The sequence below is a fragment of the Mycobacterium sp. NPDC050441 genome (assembly GCF_040655355.1).
In the GTDB taxonomy this organism is placed as follows: domain Bacteria; phylum Actinomycetota; class Actinomycetes; order Mycobacteriales; family Mycobacteriaceae; genus Mycobacterium.
Map to the genome: position 1 here is coordinate 132464 of NZ_JBFAJS010000005.1, position 16087 is coordinate 148550.

The window sequence follows — 16087 nt, forward strand, 5'->3', positions numbered from 1 at the left end:
GCGGCGATCGGCCGGCTGATCACCGCCGGCGAGCCGACGGCTGATGCTGGGTGATGCAGTGGATGCCGCCGCCACGCTCGAACAGCGGGCGGGCGTCGACGCTGAGGACACGGCGGCCCGGATACTGCTCGGCCAGGATCGCCGCCGCGTCCGCGTCCCGTGGATCGCCGAATGCGCAGGCGATCACCCCGCCGTTGACCACCAGGTGATTGATGTAGCTGTAGTCGACGAAGCCTTCGGCGTCGGTCAACTGGTCCGGCGCGGGTAGCTCCACGATCTCCCACGACCGTCCGGTGACATCGTGGGTCTGCTCGATCGCTGCTCGGATCTCCTTGCACACCACGTGATCCGGATGCCCCTCGGCAGCCTGCGCATGCAGCAGCAGACGGCCCGGCGCCGGTATCGCCGCCACGATGTCCACATGCCCGCGAGTGCCGAAGCGCTGCGAGTCACGGGTCAGCCCGCGCGGCAACCAGACCGCGTGATCGGCACCGATGGTGCGAGCCAGCTCGGCCTCGACGTCGGCCTTGGTGGCGCCGGGGTTGCGACCGGGGTCCAGTTGCACGGTCTCGGTGATCAGAACGGTACCCAGCCCGTCGCCCTGGATACCACCGCCTTCGTTCACCAGGTTCGAGTTGACCACGGGCACCCCGGACCAATCAGCCACGGCCGCACCGATTTTCGAGTCGTGATCCCAGCGCGCCCAATCCTGGGCGCCCCAGCCGTTGAACACCCAGTCCACCGCGGCCACCGAACCGTCCTCGGCGTGCACGAAGGTGGGGCCGATATCGCGCATCCAGGCGTCGTTCAACGGTGCCTCGACGATGTCGACGTCGGCGGACAGATACCGGCGGGCCGCGGGCAACTCCGCGGGGTCCACCACCATCGTGACGGGTTCGAACTCCAACACCGCGTGCGCCACCGCCGCCCAGGTGGTGCGTGCTTCGTGGTGTTCCTGTTCAGTGTCGCCCAGCGAATAGCCGGCGGACGGAAAGGCCATCCACACGCGATCCTGAGGCGCGCTCTCGGCCGGCATCCGATAGGTGGTCATTTCACCACCGCCGTAGCTTTGTGCCCGGCCCCGTACGGATGCTCCACATCGACGGGCGCGGTCAGCGCGCCGTAGGTATCCGGTCGCCGGGTGAGCAGGAACGGGAACAGCTCCAGCCAGTCCCGGCGCTGGTCCAGATCAAGGTCGGCGACCAGCACGGCCTCCTCGTCGCGAGGTGCCTGCACCAGCACCCGGCCGAACGGGTCGGAGATGAACGACGAACCGTAGAAGGTGACCTTGCCCTCGTCGCCGATCCGGTTGGGCACCACCATGAACAGCCCGCTGTTGATGCCGTTGGCCACGATCACCTGCTGCCAGAGCGGTTGGGTGTCGAAGGCCGGGAACACCGGCTCCGATCCGATCGCCGTCGGGTAGATCACGAGCTCGGCGCCACCGAGTGAGTAGCTGCGCGCCACTTCGGGGAACCATTCGTCCCAGCACGTCGGCAGGCCGACGCGAGCCCCCAGCCCTTCCGGGTTGTACACGGGATACGGGTCGCCGTCTGCGGTGGACGGACCCGGACCCGGACCCGGACGGAAATAAGTGTCTTCGTAGTAGCCCGCCGAAATCGGGATGTGCAGCTTGCGGGTGTAACCGGCCAACTCCCCCGACGGGTCCACCAGGATTGCCGTGTTGAAGCCCAATCCGTCTGCCGCCGGCGCATTTTCGTACAGCGAGGCGTGCACGAATATGCCGTTGGCCCGGGCGGCTTCGGCGGCCAGGGCAAAGGTGGGGCCTCCGGTGAGATCCTCGGCGGACGCGCCCGGGTTCGGTCCGGCCGGGGTGTCCGCGGGGTAGCGCAGCAGGGTGATCTCCGGCAGGCAGACCAGCGCGGCCCCGGCACCGGCCGCCCGATCGACACCATCTCGCAGCACCCTGGCCAGTTCGGCCGCATCCGGCCGCCACCGGTGCTGCACCAACCCGACCCGCAGTGGAGGGCGCGTCGACTCGGCGCTGCGAGACAGCGACTCGGGTGCGGTGGCGGTCAGGGTGATCATCGGTCGTCTCCTAAAACGAATCAAGTTCGTTTTATTTTGACCGCATCAACACCCGTTGTAAAGAGGTAGTAGAAATGTGCGATGGGACGCCCTCCGGTACCGCTGCTGTCCACCGACCGCATAACCGGCGCGGCAATGGATTTGGTCAACGCAACCGGCGGATTCACCGTCCCCGAGCTGGCCCGGGTGCTCAAGGTCCGGCCGTCATCGCTCTACAACCACGTCGCCGGACGCGAACAGATCATCGAGCTGCTACGCGAACGCGCCATGTCCGAAGTCACCCTGCCCGCCGATGACCCGGCCCGCCCCTGGACCGAGGTGGTCGCCGACATCATGCGGTCCTACCGACAGAGCTACGCGCGCTACCCGCGACTCATCCCGCTGCTCACCGCGCACGCGGTGAACAGCGACCACGCACTCACGATGTACAACGCCCTGGCCGTCACGTTCGGCCGCGCCGGGTTCGACCCGGCCGACACGCTTCGCGGCATCACCCTGGTCGACTCCTTTGTGCTGGGCTCGGCACTCGACGTCGCTGCTCCAGACGAGCCCTGGAGCACCGGCGCCGAGGTGGGCCCGGAATTGACCGCGGCGCTGGCCACAGGCAGCGCCAAGCCGGCCCGCGCCGACGATGCGTTCGAATTCGGCATCGCGGTACTGCTTCGCGGACTGGCGGCTCTGAGATCGGACGCCGAGCGGCATTGAGCGCGGCGACCGCCCCGATTCGCTACGTGGCGCCACCTTCTAGGACTTTTTACCCTGGTCAGCGGCCCCCTCAGGCATAGGGTTGGAGAATAGTCCACACAAAGGAGTGGTGATGACCCGCTACGAACTGCCTGATGTTGCCGACCTGATCCGCCTTGGCGAGCCCCACGAGAACGCCATCACGGTATACGCGGAGACCGCACCGGGACCGGACGAGCGGGAGAAAAGCGTGCTGACGGCGAAGAGCGCGATGGACCGCGCACTGCGCACGATCCGAGAAACGGGGGCGCGGCATGCCGTGGAAGAACAGCTGCGATCCCGCTGGAATGAGATCGCCGAATCCGAACTGTGGCTGAGCCTGTCCCGTTCGGTGGCCATCTTCATCGCCGATGACGTCCACGAGGTCTACGTGCTGCCCAATGCCCTGGACAGCCAGCTGCAGGTGGGCAGCTACTTCGACATCGGCCAGCTGGTGCGGGCGGTCACCACGCCGCAGGAGGCCTACGCGCTGACGTTGTCCGCCGACGGCTGGAACCTGTGGCAGGCGACCGCGAGTAGGCGGGCCGAGGAGTTGGAGCTCACCGGCGAGTACGCGGTCGACGTGGCCGATGCGACCAACCGCGCCACGGTGCGCGACCGGGGCCATGTGCGGCGCCTGGTCGGCGACGAGGGCAAGAAGGTGTTGCTCGAGCAGTACGCCAAGCGGGTCGCCGATGCGGTGGACGGCGAACTGGGACAGCTCGATCCGTCGTCGACGCGGCCGCTGTACCTGTTCGCGACGGACCCGCTGCTCGACATGTACCGCGGCCTCGATCACAAACGCCGGATCGTGGCGGTACCCGGCGCGGCAGACCAGCTGCGGCCCGATCAGATCGACGGCGCGATCCGTGAGTCGCTGCCTGCCCTGAACGCCGAGCAGGCCAGCGCCTGGGTCGACGAGTTGGGCAACGACATCAGCAAGGGGCTGGTGGCCACCGATCTCGGCGACATCACCCGGGCCGCAACGGCCGGGGCGGTGGACACGCTGGTGTACAACTTCACCGTCGATGTGGTGGGCCGGATCGAGGCAGCGACCGGAGCGCTGCACTACGACGATTCCGGCTATGACGTCCTGTCCCGCGTCGCGGTGACGGTCCTCGACAACGGCGGTGCCGCCTACGCCGTGCGGCCCGACGAGATCAGCGCCGGCATCTGGAACCAGACCGCCGTCGCGAAGCTACGTTTCCCCTTGACCTGACGCCGCCGGCTCGTGCAGTGACCCGGCGGGTGCGCCGAGGATTCGTTCGAACGCCTGCACGTAGGCGCCCACCACCTTCTGGGCATTCGGCCCGCTGATGTCGGAACCTGCGGCGCCGTCGGCCTCGATCGCGTCGATGAAGGCATCGGCCAGGTGCAGCCCCATCCCGGTGATGATGCCTGCGGCCTCGTGCGGGTAATCGGTGTCGAAGACGCCTTCGGCGCAACCCTGGCGGATGATCGACTCCAGCATGGGCGCCGTGGTGCGCATCGAACCCTGGGTCATCTTCTGCCGCAGAAGCGCATTGTTCTCGTCGTGCCACAACCGGATCAGCGTGGTCACCTCGGTGACGCTCTCCGATTTCCATGCCCTCGACGCGTCGAAGTAGGCGTGCATCTTGTCGAGCGCGCCGCGGTGCGGGTCTTCGACGATGCCGGCCAACCGGGCGGTGGCACTCTCGCCCATCTGCTCGATGACGCCCTCGAGCAGTGCCCGCTTGGAACGGAAATAGTGGTAGAGCGCCCCTTTCGAGATCCGCAGCTCACCGAGCAGATCCTCGATCGTCATGGCCTCGTAGCCCTTGTCGTGCATCAACTGCAGGGCGGCATCGAGGATCTCCCGTCGCCGGGCGGCGTATTCGGCGGGGTTCACCTGACGTGCCACGAATCCTCCATTGACGTTGGGCGCGGTCCGAGTCTAGCCTAAAAATAGACCGTCAGTCGGTTTATTAATCAGGAGACGCACATGCCGCAACCCACACCGCAGGCCCGGCAGCGCACCCGCGCGTTCGCCCGGGTCCTCGGACCCTTCGTCGCCATCGCCACCGTGATCATCGCGATCCGCCTGCCCGGCCTCAGCGACCTGCTGAGTGACCTGTTCACCAGCGGAACCCTGCCCTGGATTCTGGGCGCGGCCATGTTGCTGATGGGGCTGATCGTGATCGCCTTCCACCAGTACTGGTACAGCGTGACCGCGGTGCTGATCTCGCTGTTCGGCTGGTTCGTCGCACTGCGCGGGGCCGCGATGATGGCCATCCCGTCGGTCATCGAATCCGGCGCCGACGCGACCGTGACCAGCGGCGGACTGCTCATCGCCGCCCGTTGCTTCTTCCTACTGCTGACCGCGATGGGACTGTGGTTCACCTACGTCGGCTGGCGGCCCGAGAACGCCGACGGGCAGTGAGCCGACCGGGCTCTTCAACCCGTCCAGCACGAAACCAAGGTGACGCCGCCATACGGCGTCGTCCCACCGCGCGATGGCAGGCAACGGTGACGTGCCGACAATTGACCCGACGAGTTGGCAGACCTCACGTGGCGGCACTACCGCGACGGCACCGAGGCCGAAGCGGTGGTCAACCTATTTTCCTGACTTCTTCGGCTTCTCCGACGCTTCTTTATCTGCCGGCTTGTCCGAAACCGCTTCAGGCAGAAGCGCTTCCAGCGCGGAGCCGGTGATCCGACGGAAACACCGGCGCGGTCGGGTGGCGTCCAGCACCGCGATTTCGAGTGTCGACGGACCCAGAGTGCGCGCCTCGGAGCCGTTACTGCTCGCGCCCAGTGCCTCCACCGCGATCTTGACCGCGGCGGCCAGATCGGCGTTCTCGGTGTAGGACTCCCCCAGGGCGGTGGCGATCGGCTCCGTGGTGCCGCCCATCACGACGAAATGCGGCTCGTCGGCGATCGACCCGTCATAGGTGATCCGGTACAGCTCCGGGGCCTTCGTCTCGCCGTAGTGCGCGACCTCGGCCACGCACAGCTCGACCTCGTAGGGCTTGGCCTGCTCCGTGAAGATCGTGCCGAGCGTCTGCGCGTAGACGTTGGCCAGCTGGCGACCGGTCACGTCCCGACGGTCGTAGGCGTAGCCGCGGGTGTCAGCGAACTGGATGCCGCCGCGCCGCAGGTTGTCGAACTCGTTGAACCGGCCGACGGCGGCGAAGCCGACCCGGTCGTAGAGCTCGCTGACCTTCTGCAGGGAGCGCGACGGGTTCTCCGCGACGAACAGCACACCGCTGTCGTAGGCCAGTGCGATCACGCTGCGCCCGCGTGAGATGCCCTTGCGCGCCAGTTCGGAGCGCTCACGCATCGCCTGCTCGGGCGAGATGAAGTACGGGAAGCTCATTTACCCCTCACCGCCCGTCCGGGTCCGGCGCGCGATGACCTCGCGAGCCAGCTCGGCGATGCGTTCCTCGGCGATCTCAAGGGCCCCTTCGGCGCCGATGGTCACCGCGGTCGGATAGATACCGCGCACCAGATCGGGTCCACCGGTGGCGGAGTCGTCGTCGGCGGCGTCGTAGAGCGACTCGATGGCCACCTGCAGAGCCGTATCCGCGTCCACCACACCGGGATAGAGCTTCTTGATCGACGACTTGGCGAAGATCGAGCCCGAGCCCACCGACTGGTAACCCTCTTCCTCGATGTTCCAGCCGCCGGCGGCGTCGAAAGACACGATGCGGCCCGCGTTCTCGGCATCGGAGGCGTCGATGTCGTAACCGACCAGCAGCGGGAGTGCCACGAAACCCTGCAGTGCCGCACCGAGATTGCCGCGCACCATGATGGCGAGCCGGTTGACCTTCCCACGGAAGGTCAGGGCAACACCTTCGAGCTTTTCGTAGTGCTCCAGTTCCACCGCATAGAGCCGGGCAAACTCCACGGCGATGGCCGCGGTACCCGCGATGCCCGTCGCGGTGTAGTCGTCGGTGATGTACACCTTCTGCACATCGCGGCCGGCGATCATGTTGCCCTGGGTGGAGCGGCGGTCACCGGCGATCAGCACCCCGCCGGGGTACCTGATAGCGACGATGGTCGTCCCGTGCGGCACTGCGTTGGTCGGGTTGATCGCGCCGTCGGCGACACGGTTGACCGGCAACAGTTCAGGGGCCTGCCGACGCAGCAGTTCAGAGAAAGACGACAGATCCATGGCTACAGAGGGCGTACCGGAGAGGGTTGGTTGGGACAGAGACAGATTTTCGCGCCAGGTCACTGGCCGCCCTTTTGGACGTACGCGCGCACGAAGTCTTCTGCGTTCTCTTCCAGCACATCGTCGATCTCATCGAGCAGATCGTCGGTCTCCTCGGCCAGCTTCTCGCGACGCTCCTGGCCGGCGGCCGATGCACCCGGGAGGTCGTCATCCTCGCCGCCGCCACCGCCACGCTTGGTCTGCTCTTGAGCCATCGCTGCCTCCTGCAATTGTGATCGGTCGGGCTAACCGCCCAACCGGTTCTTCCACAGTACCGGTCGGCACCCGGATTGCCCGGGATAGCTCACCGGTCGAGATCGTCAGTTCGTGAGTTGCTCGACGAGTTCCGCGGCGCTGTTCACGGAGTCCAGCAGGGCGCCGACATGCGCCTTGCTTCCACGCAACGGCTCGAGCGTCGGAATCCGGACGAGCGAATCGCCGCCGAGGTCGAAGATCACCGAGTCCCAGCTGGCCGCGGCGATGTCGGCGCCGAAACGGCGTAGGCATTCGCCGCGGAAGTAAGCCCGGGTGTCGGTCGGCGGGTTGTCGACGGCGTCGATCACCTGCTGTTCGGTGACCAGGCGCTTCATCGAACCGCGCGCCACCAACCGGTTGTACAGGCCCTTGTCCAGCCGGACGTCGGAGTACTGCAGATCGACAAGGTGCAGCCGGGGCGCCTGCCAACTGAGGTTCTCGCGCTGGCGGAACCCCTCCAGCAACCGCAGCTTGGCCGGCCAGTCCAGGATCTCGGCGCATTCCATCGGGTCGCGTTCGAGCAGGTCCAGCACATGAGCCCAGGTTTCGACGACGTGCGCGGCCCGTGGGTCCTTGTCCCGGCTGTCGACCAGTTTGGCCACCCGGTCCAGGTAGACCCGTTGCAGTGCCAGGGCGGTCATCTCACGGCCGTCGGCCAGCGCGACGGTGGCCCGTAGCGACGGGTCGCGACTGATCACATGCACCGCGTGCACCGGCCGGGCCAGCGCGAGATCGGACAGGTCGAGCCCGAACTGCGGGCCCTCCTCGATCAGGTCCAGCACCAGGGAGCTGGTGCCGACCTTGAGGTACGTCGACGTCTCGGCCAGGTTGGCGTCACCGATGATGACGTGCAGACGGCGGTACTTGTCGGCGTCGGCGTGCGGCTCGTCGCGGGTGTTGATGATGCCGCGCTTGAGCGTGGTCTCCAGGCCGACCTCGACCTCGATGTAGTCGGCCCGCTGAGACAGCTGGAAACCGGGATCATCGCCTGAGGGCCCGATGCCGACGCGGCCCGAGCCGGTCACCACCTGCCGGGACACCAGGAACGGGGTGAAGCCGGCGATCACCGCGGAAAACGGGGTCTGGCGGCTCATCAGGTAGTTCTCGTGCGACCCGTACGAGGCACCCTTGCCGTCCACGTTGTTCTTGTACAGCTGCAGCTTGACCGCCCCGGGCACGCTGGCGACGTGGCGGGCCGCGGCCTCCATCACGCGCTCACCGGCCTTGTCCCAGATCACCGCGTCCATCGGATCGGTGCACTCGGGCGCCGAGTACTCCGGGTGGGCATGGTCCACATACAGCCGGGCACCGTTGGTGAGGATCATGTTGGCCGCGCCGACCTCGTCGGCATCGACGATCGGAGCCGGCCCGGAGGCCCGGGACAGGTCGAATCCGCGAGCGTCGCGCAACGGGGATTCGACTTCGTAGTCCCACCGGGTGCGCTTGCCGCGCTGAATCCCGGCGGCTGCCGCGTACGCCAGCACTGCCTGCGTCGAGGTCAGGATCGGATTGGCGGTCGGATCGGACGGCGAGGAGATGCCGTATTCGACCTCTGTTCCGATGATCCGTTGCATGGGGCCAGCCTAGGTGACGGCCTGTGCGTCCCGAGCCGCCAGGTATTCGGGCCGTGGCCGCTCGGCGGCGAACGGGTCGGTCAGCGCGTTGTCCACCGAGTTGAACACCAGGAAGACATTCGACCTCGGCAGCGGGGTGATATTGGACCCCGAACCGTGCAACAGGTTCGCGTCGAACCACAGGGCGGTGCCGGGCGGACCGGTGAACTGGTGGATGTCGTGCTCGTCGACGGCCTTGGTCAACGTCGTCTGATCGGGCACACCGATGTTCTGGACCACCAGTGAGGTGTCGTGGTTGTCCTCGGGCGTCGCGCCGACGCACGGATAGAACGTCCGGTGTGATCCGGGGATCACCATGAGCGACCCGTTGTACGGGTAGTTGTCGGTCAGGGCTATCGAGCACGACACCGCGCGGATCCCTGGCATCCCGTCCTCGGCATGCCAGGTCTCGAAGTCCGAATGCCAGTAGAACCCGGTCCCGGTGAATCCCGGCATGAGGTTGATCCTGGCCTGGTGGATGTAGACGTCGCCGCCCAGCAGTTGCCGCGCGATCGGTAGGACCGTGTCGAGCCGCACCAGCTGTGCGACCAGGTCGCTCAGCAGGTGCGGTTCGAAGATCGACCGGATCGTGCCACCCGGCTCACGGATCACCCGTGGGTCATCCGACTCCAGATCCACTGCGATCCGGTCGATTTCGTGCCGCAACAGCGGCAGCCAGTCATCCGACACGGTCTCCGGCGCCACCAGGTACCCGTATTCGGAGAAACCGTCCAGGTGATGCTGACTGAGCGGGCCGTCGGCTGCACCACCCCACACCGCGGGCTCGTGGCGCGGTATCGGCTCGATGGCGTGGTCGAGCCGTGTCGGGTAGTGGTCCGTCCGTTCCTCGCCGGGCAGGCCGATGCGCGATCCGCCTTCGGCTTCTCGCCGGACTGCCGTCATGCCACCGACTGCGGCGCGGGGTACACGCCGTTCTCGTCGTGCACTTCCCGCCCGGTCACCGGAGGGTTGAACACGCACAGCATGCGCAGTTGCTCGTCGCAGGTCACCCGGTGGCGGTCATTGTTGTTGAGCAGGTACATGGTTCCGTCGGCGAGCGGATACTGCTGCCCCGTCTCCAGATCCGTCAGCGTGCCGGTGCCTTCGATCACCCAGACCGCCTCGACGTGATGCTGGTAGTGGAATTCGTTGACCGACCCGGCCTCGATGGTGGTCTCGTGGAATGAGAAACCGACACCGTCGCCGGCGAGGATGATCCGCTTGGATCGCCAGGTGGCGTCGGCCACGTCGCGGTCGGTGCCGGTGATCTCAGCGGTGGTGCGGACAATCATGTTCGAAGCCTCCTTCAGGCCAGGGTGACGGCGACGGACTCGGCGAGGATGTCGAGCCCCTCGGACAGTTCGGCGGCCGAAGTGGTCAGCGGCGGCAGCAGTTTGACCACCTCGTCGGACGGACCGCTGGTCTCCATCAGAGCGCCGCGGTCGAACGCGGCCCGGCACACCTGTCCGGCCAGGTCGGTCTGCTCGAACTTGATGCCCTGCGCCATCCCGCGGCCGCGGGCGGTGACTCCGTCGTGGGCCGCGGCGATCTCCTCCAGCCGGGCCCGGGTCAGCTCACCCTTGGCGACCGTTTCGGCGCTGAATTCGTCGTTCTCCCAATATGTCTCGATTGCGGCCGTGGCGGTGATGAAGGCGGGGTTGTGGCCACGGAACGTGCCGTTGTGCTCCCCCGGTGTCCACACGTCGAGATCGCGGCGGAACAACGTGAGTGCCATCGGCAGCCCGTAGCCGCTGACCGACTTCGATATCGTGACGATATCGGGCACGATGCCTGCGGCCTCGAAGCTGAAGAACGGCCCGGTGCGCCCACACCCCATCTGGACGTCATCGACGATCAGCAGGATGTCGCGCTTGCGGCACAATTCAGCCAGGGCACGCAGCCATTCGATCCGGGCTACGTTGAGACCGCCTTCGCCCTGGACGGTTTCGACGATCACCGCGGCGGGCCGGTTGAGCCCACTGCCCGAATCGTCGAGCACACGCTCGAACCAGTGGAAGTCCTCGGTGACCCCGCCGAAGTAGTTGTCGTAGGGCATCGGGGTGGCGTGCACCAGCGGGATGCCTGCGCCGGCCCGCTTCATCGAGTTGCCGGTGACCGACAACGCGCCCAGCGTCATGCCGTGAAATGCGTTGGTGAAGCTGATAACCGACTCGCGACCGGTCACCTTCCTGGCCAGCTTGAGTGCCGACTCCACCGAGTTGGCTCCCGTCGGCCCGGGGAATTGCACCTTGTAATCGAGCCCGCGCGGCCGCAGGATGAGCCGTTCGAAGGTCTCGAGGAACCGCTGCTTGGCCGCGGTCGCCATGTCCAGAGAGTGCACGATTCCGTCGGACGCGAGGTACTGGAGCAACGGCTCCTTGAGGGCGGCGTTGTTGTGACCGTAGTTCAGCGCACCCGCCCCGGCGAAGAAGTCGATGTAGGTGCGTCCCGAGGTGTCGGTCACCCAGGAGCCCGCGGCGCTGTTCATCACGGTGGGCCAACCGCGGCAATAACTGCGGACCTCGGATTCCACCGAACTGAAGACATCGGGCAGGTCAGACTCGGTCAGGGGCGCTGTCGTAGCCAGCAGCAAGGGAAAATCCTTCCAATTTGGATCAAAATGGTTATCAGATAACTGATTTCAGCGAGAAAGCGGTGTGGCGATCGGCCCCATCCGCAGGATCGGCTCATCTTCGTGCGCCCCGCCTGCATCCAGCAGGTCGCACCCGAAATGCGGATCTTCGACGAGCGGGACACCGTGACGGCGCGCGAAGGCACCGAAGAATGCGCGTGAGGCGGCATTGCCGGGCGAGACCGTGGCTTCCACGGTGACCGGGCGCCCGTCGCGCTGTGACCGCACCCGATGCACGAGTGCGTCGAGCATCGTGCTGGCCAGTCCCCCGCCCTGCGCCGACGGCGCCACGGCAACCTGCCACACGAACAGGACGTCCGGCCGCGGCGGCGGGTGGTAGCCCGTGATGAATCCGTGCAGGTCACCGTCGCGTTCGGCCACTATTGACGTGGCAGCAAAATCAGTTGCCAGCAACAGATAGGCATAGGTGGAATTCAGATCGAGCACCCCGGTGGCTTCCACGAGGTCGCGGATGCCAATCGCATCGGTACCCCGTGGAGGGCGCAGGAATTCTTCCCGGGAATGGCGCCCGGGAACGCTTTCTAAAACACGCATATCGAGTTAAAAGTCACCACCGAACTTCTCAGCGATCATCGTCAGTTTCAAGTCATCGGTGCCCTCGACGTAAGCACACCCCTCAACATGGATCAAGCTCCGACACCGTCCGGGAAGCGGCGATCCGTCTACGGCCACAGCCTTTGACCTGCAACAACTGCGGCATTCGTCAATTCCAGAAAAGTGTTAGCAGAGTTATCAAATCGTTACATTGGTGCAGGGGTACCACCCTCGGCGTACTCGCCTCCGGCCCGCGGCCACGCCGGCTCAACAGGCGGACCCGAACGCATCCCCGACGATTTCTCCGCGCATTTCAGCTCCGAAATTCAAATCGAAATTTAATAATCGCCGGGCGCGGCCCAACTTCGATAACCCATCGAATACGCTCGGAGGGTTTCCCGAAATCGTTGCCTATGCGTCGGTCGCCGTATCGCCGAACGGGCAACACCACGCGATCCGTAGCGGCGCACCGGCTACTCCGAAATCACCGCAGCAACCCCGGGATCGAGCACAATGACCGCCGTGGCCGACATGCGGCGTGTGCACGATTGGTTCCTGCAGCGCGGGCTTCCGCTGGTATTGACCCGCAGGGTGCGATCCCGCGCGCTGATGCAACGCTCGGCGCCGATGGTCGCCGCGGCCGGCGGGCTCGTCGCACTGACGATGCTGTTGGCCGAGCTCACCGCACCCGCCGTCCGCATCGGCACCGCGGTCAGCCTCGGCGTGCTGGCCCTGCTGTTGTTCGCCGCACCGTTCGTGCTGGAACTGCTGCATCGGGCGGGAACGACGGGTAGCGAGTCCGGCCGGCGCTCGGCCGGACTGCTCGTGATGGCCCTGTTCGTCTTCGGCCTGCCGTTCGCCGACAGCGGCTTCTCCGGTGTCGCTGCCGCCGAGGCCGCCGCATTCGCGCTCGTCGCGTTGCTCGTGGTCTGGTTGACCTACCTGGGATTCGGGTCGATCGCGTTGTGGGCGTTCCGGTTCGCCTGGCTTCAACTGGGAGCGCTTGGCACGTTGATGAGCCGTGCCCTGCCCCTGTTGATGCTGACGGTCGTGGTGTATTTCACCGGTGAGCTGTGGCAGCTCTCTGCCCGGATGCCCCGACAACGGCTGTGGCAGACAATCGGCTTCCTGGCGCTTGTCGCAATCGCCTTCGTGGTCACCACGATTCGTGATGAGGTGCGCGCATTGCGCGACGATCGCGCCGGTCCCACCGATCCGGCCGCGCTATTGGCCGGCACCCCGCTGTCGGTGGATGGCGGCCACCATCCTCGCCGCACCCCACTCTCACGCGCCGAACAGTTCAACGTGGTGGCGGTGATGGTGGTATCCCAGGCCATTCAGGTGGTGCTGTTCACCACGGGCCTGTTCGCCTTCTTCCTGGCGCTGGGCATCATCGCCATCCCCTACGACGTCATCGTGCTGTGGTCGGCAGAGACGGCCTGCCAGACCGGCGCACCGCCCTGTGCCGGAACCTGGTTCGGCGTCGCGATTCCCATCCCCCAGACCGTCGTGCACATGTCGTTGTTCGTGGCGGTGCTCTCCGGGCTGTACTTCACGGTGAGCACGAGCGTTGACCCGCTCTATCGCGAGCGGTTCTTCGAACCGCTGATCGCCGACGTCGCGGTCAGCCTGGCCGGGCGTGATGCCTACCTGCAGTTGGAGCGACGCTGATGCCGGCGGTGCCAGCACCATCCGCCCCCAACCGGTGCCGACGATCACCAGTGCGGCTCCGGCGATTCCGGCGCCGGTGACGGGGTCGCCTGCCACTGCCACACCGATGACGGCGGCCCACAGTGGTTCGGTGCCCACCAGGAGACTGACCCGGGCCGGGCTGGTCGTGCTCAATGCCCGCAATTGCACCAGGAACGCGAACACCGTGCAGGCCAACACCAGATACCCGATGAGGGCCCAATCGGCCGGGCCGTAAGCCGCGGTCATCGCCGGTACGGACTGCCCGGACACCGCGCACAGGGCGAACGCCACCGCGGCGACTGTGATCAGCTGCACCAGAGTGGTTCGGGCCGAGTCGATTTCATTCGCTCCCGACATCCGCGCCATGACGGTGACATGCACCGCGCGCAACAGAGCGGCGATCACGATCACCAGGTCCCCCGCCCGCGGGACGGTCAGGCCGCCGGATTGGGTCAGCATCGCGCAGCCGATCACCGTGAGCGCTGCCGCGAGGTAGAAGCGGTGCGCGACCCGATGGCGCTGAATCATGGGTGTGGCCACGATGGTCAACGCCATGATCAGTCCCGCATTGGACGCCGATGTCATGGTCACGCCGTAGGTTTCAGCAACGCAGACCGCGGCCAGAAGGATTCCACCGACCGCACCCGAAGCCACCTCGCCGCGGGTCAATCCCCTCAGCCGCCGGCTCAGGACGGCGGCCAGCACCGCTGCGGCGAGGGCGAACCGCACCACCAGCAGCGCGAAAACCGTGTCGGGCGCGGCGATCTCCTTGGTGGCCAGATAGCTCGATCCCCACACCACAGCGACGGCAAGCAGACAGACGTCGATGGAACGTTGGGCCATACGGATCAGCGTGTAATCCACCCAATACTTCAGTCAAGCTAATCTTTTTTCACATTATATGTAGCATCGCTTCATGGATGCTGGCCGCCTGCGGATGTTGCGCGAGCTCGCCGACCACGGCACGGTCGCCGCGGTGGCCCAGGTGCTGTCCATGACGCCCTCGGCCGTCTCCCAGCAGCTGAAGATCCTGCAACGCGAGGCCGGCGTGACATTGATCGAACCCGACGGCAGGCGGGTGCGCTTGACCGACGCCGGGCAGGTGCTCGTAGGGCACGCCGACGCCGTGTTGGCGGCGCTGGACCGAGCGCGGGCCGAGATGGACGCCTACCGCAGCACGCCCCGCGGCACGGTCAGCGTGTCGTTCTTTCCCTCCGGTGCAGCAATGTTGTTGGCCCCGTTGATCATCCGGGCAGCCGAACACGGGGTCCAAGTTCTCGGGCGCGATATCGACGTTCCGGCCGCCCGCGCTCCGGCACAACTCGCCGACTTCGATGTCGTGGTGGTGCACCGCGACGAACGCGACGCATCGCCGTGGGGTCCGCGCTTCGAGGCGACCGAGCTTTTGCGGGAACCCCTGGACGTCGTCCTACCGCCAGGGCATCATCTCGCGGACCGCGATCAGGTCCGGCTGACCGATCTGGCCGAAGAGCGCTGGATCGGCGTCGAAGGCGGGCTGATGGTCGACGACGTGCTGAATTCGATCACCGTCCTGTCCGGCATTCGGCCACGAATCGTCCAACGGATCAACGACTTCCGTGTGGTCGAGGAGCTGGTCCACGCGGGCACCGGTATCGCCCTGATGCCTCGCTACGTGAGGCTGACACGCGAGTTGGTGCGGTTGCCGATCACCGACATATCGGTGGCCCGGCGCGTGGAAGCGGTCACCCGCGCGGGCGCGAGCACCCGGCCCGCGGTGGCTGCCGTACTGGAGCAGTTGCGCGCGATCGCCGCGGGCATCAGTTCAGCAACCGCCGGACATGCTCCCGGGCGATCCGCTCGGCCAGTGCGGGACTGACCCGCTCCGGTTCGACGGCCACCGAGCAGGCCAGCCCGTCCAACAGAGCCAGCAGTTCGACGGCGGCCGGCCCGGCATCCACACCAGAGGAGGCCGCGGCCGCGATCAGATCGGCCAGCCATTGCGACATCCTGATCCAGTCCTGGCGGTGCCGGATCGCGGTCTGCTCGTCGACCGCGGCGCGGGCCAGCCGCAAGAGCCACGCCACACTGATGTCGCGATCGCCGGGTTCCGGGCACACCAGGGCCACGGCCAATGTCTCGAGCCGCTGCGCCGCTGACATCTCCGCGGTCAGGCACTCCCCCAACCGGGCCAGGAACCGGGCCGAGGCGCGATCCATCGCACCGGCCAGCATCGCGTCCTTGGTCGGAAAGTGGTGTTGCACCGCACCGATCGAAACCTCGGCCAGGGCGGCGACTTTGCGTACCGAGACACCTTCGAAGCCCTCGGCCACCAGGACGCGCAGCACCGCATCGGCCATCCGGTCATAGGGCGTGCTCACGGCTTCAGCATAGGCGACCAATACGTTCGTATGG

General features: G+C 66.5%; 17 protein-coding genes and 1 pseudogene. 5 read left to right on the top strand and 13 right to left on the bottom strand.

All coding sequences use genetic code 11. The annotated features are described in order from the left end of the window. Nucleotides 1–19 precede the first annotated feature (19 nt). Together AB0I14_RS16260 and AB0I14_RS16265 are read right to left on the bottom strand one after the other, a co-directional pair. Nucleotides 20–1051 carry an agmatine deiminase family protein gene (locus AB0I14_RS16260; protein WP_358023175.1) on the bottom strand — a complete coding sequence of 344 codons (1032 nt, stop codon included), beginning with the start codon at nt 1049–1051 and terminating at the stop codon, nt 20–22. After that, nucleotides 1048–2049: a nitrilase-related carbon-nitrogen hydrolase gene (locus tag AB0I14_RS16265; RefSeq protein WP_358023178.1), complete on the bottom strand. Its 1002-nt coding sequence runs from the start codon at nt 2047–2049 to the stop codon at nt 1048–1050. The genes AB0I14_RS16260 and AB0I14_RS16265 overlap by 4 nt, the downstream gene beginning before the upstream one ends. A gap of 81 nt (nt 2050–2130) precedes the next feature. Between AB0I14_RS16265 and AB0I14_RS16270 the strand changes: the two genes are divergently transcribed. Both AB0I14_RS16270 and AB0I14_RS16275 read left to right on the top strand, forming a co-directional pair. Further along, nucleotides 2131–2754, top strand: a complete 624-nt coding sequence (locus AB0I14_RS16270; RefSeq protein ID WP_358023182.1) for a TetR/AcrR family transcriptional regulator C-terminal domain-containing protein — start codon at nt 2131–2133, stop codon at nt 2752–2754. A gap of 112 nt (nt 2755–2866) precedes the next feature. Next, nucleotides 2867–3991 (top strand): hypothetical protein, encoded by a 1125-nt coding sequence (locus AB0I14_RS16275; protein WP_358023185.1) that lies wholly within the window; start codon nt 2867–2869, stop codon nt 3989–3991. Here the strand turns inward: AB0I14_RS16275 and AB0I14_RS16280 are convergent. Then, nucleotides 3971–4654, bottom strand: a complete 684-nt coding sequence (locus AB0I14_RS16280) for a TetR/AcrR family transcriptional regulator (RefSeq protein WP_358023188.1) — start codon at nt 4652–4654, stop codon at nt 3971–3973. The genes AB0I14_RS16275 and AB0I14_RS16280 overlap by 21 nt on opposite strands. An 81-nt stretch (nt 4655–4735) precedes the next feature. On the opposite strand from AB0I14_RS16280, the gene AB0I14_RS16285 reads away from it, so the two are divergent. Continuing rightward, complete coding sequence (locus tag AB0I14_RS16285) at nt 4736–5173, top strand: hypothetical protein (RefSeq protein WP_358023191.1); 438 nt, start codon at nt 4736–4738, stop codon at nt 5171–5173. Nucleotides 5174–5347: 174 nt separating this feature from the next. Here the strand turns inward: AB0I14_RS16285 and prcA are convergent, their stop codons facing one another. The 8 genes from prcA to ectA form a co-directional block, all read right to left on the bottom strand. Continuing rightward, on the bottom strand, nt 5348–6109 hold the full coding sequence (gene prcA, locus AB0I14_RS16290) for a proteasome subunit alpha (protein WP_358023194.1): 762 nt from the start codon (nt 6107–6109) through the stop codon (nt 5348–5350). After that, nucleotides 6110–6907 (bottom strand): proteasome subunit beta, encoded by a 798-nt coding sequence (gene prcB, locus AB0I14_RS16295; protein WP_358023197.1) that lies wholly within the window; start codon nt 6905–6907, stop codon nt 6110–6112. Between the two features lie 59 nt (nt 6908–6966). After that, a complete protein-coding gene (locus AB0I14_RS16300) occupies nt 6967–7161 on the bottom strand; it encodes a ubiquitin-like protein Pup (RefSeq protein ID WP_003880265.1) in 195 nt (64 codons plus the stop codon). A gap of 105 nt (nt 7162–7266) precedes the next feature. Next, nucleotides 7267–8775, bottom strand: coding sequence for a depupylase/deamidase Dop (gene dop, locus AB0I14_RS16305; protein WP_358023201.1), 1509 nt, complete (start codon nt 8773–8775; stop codon nt 7267–7269). A gap of 9 nt (nt 8776–8784) precedes the next feature. Next, nucleotides 8785–9717 carry an ectoine hydroxylase gene (thpD, locus tag AB0I14_RS16310; protein ID WP_358023204.1) on the bottom strand — a complete coding sequence of 311 codons (933 nt, stop codon included), beginning with the start codon at nt 9715–9717 and terminating at the stop codon, nt 8785–8787. Continuing rightward, nucleotides 9714–10106 (bottom strand): ectoine synthase, encoded by a 393-nt coding sequence (locus AB0I14_RS16315; protein WP_166904860.1) that lies wholly within the window; start codon nt 10104–10106, stop codon nt 9714–9716. The genes thpD and AB0I14_RS16315 overlap by 4 nt, the downstream gene beginning before the upstream one ends. A 14-nt stretch (nt 10107–10120) precedes the next feature. Further along, nucleotides 10121–11407, bottom strand: coding sequence for a diaminobutyrate--2-oxoglutarate transaminase (gene ectB / locus AB0I14_RS16320; protein WP_358023207.1), 1287 nt, complete (start codon nt 11405–11407; stop codon nt 10121–10123). Between the two features lie 48 nt (nt 11408–11455). Further along, nucleotides 11456–12001, bottom strand: coding sequence for a diaminobutyrate acetyltransferase (gene ectA / locus AB0I14_RS16325; RefSeq protein ID WP_358023209.1), 546 nt, complete (start codon nt 11999–12001; stop codon nt 11456–11458). A 513-nt stretch (nt 12002–12514) separates the two neighbouring features. Here ectA and AB0I14_RS16330 point away from each other — a divergent pair. Next, the gene (locus tag AB0I14_RS16330) at nt 12515–13672 is read left to right on the top strand and encodes a hypothetical protein (RefSeq protein WP_358023212.1); all 1158 of its coding nucleotides are present in this window, start codon (nt 12515–12517) and stop codon (nt 13670–13672) included. Nucleotides 13673–13765: 93 nt separating this feature from the next. Here AB0I14_RS16330 and AB0I14_RS16335 read toward each other — a convergent pair. Then, nucleotides 13766–14536: pseudogene (locus AB0I14_RS16335) on the bottom strand (DMT family transporter); the annotation flags it as partial. 73 nt (nt 14537–14609) lie between these two features. Here AB0I14_RS16335 and AB0I14_RS16340 point away from each other — a divergent pair. Beyond that, nucleotides 14610–15551, top strand: coding sequence for a LysR family transcriptional regulator (locus AB0I14_RS16340; RefSeq protein ID WP_358023216.1), 942 nt, complete (start codon nt 14610–14612; stop codon nt 15549–15551). Here AB0I14_RS16340 and AB0I14_RS16345 read toward each other — a convergent pair. Continuing rightward, nucleotides 15493–16053, bottom strand: a complete 561-nt coding sequence (locus AB0I14_RS16345; protein ID WP_358023219.1) for a TetR/AcrR family transcriptional regulator — start codon at nt 16051–16053, stop codon at nt 15493–15495. The two genes, AB0I14_RS16340 and AB0I14_RS16345, sit on opposite strands and share 59 nt — an antisense overlap. Nucleotides 16054–16087: the final 34 nt, after the last annotated feature.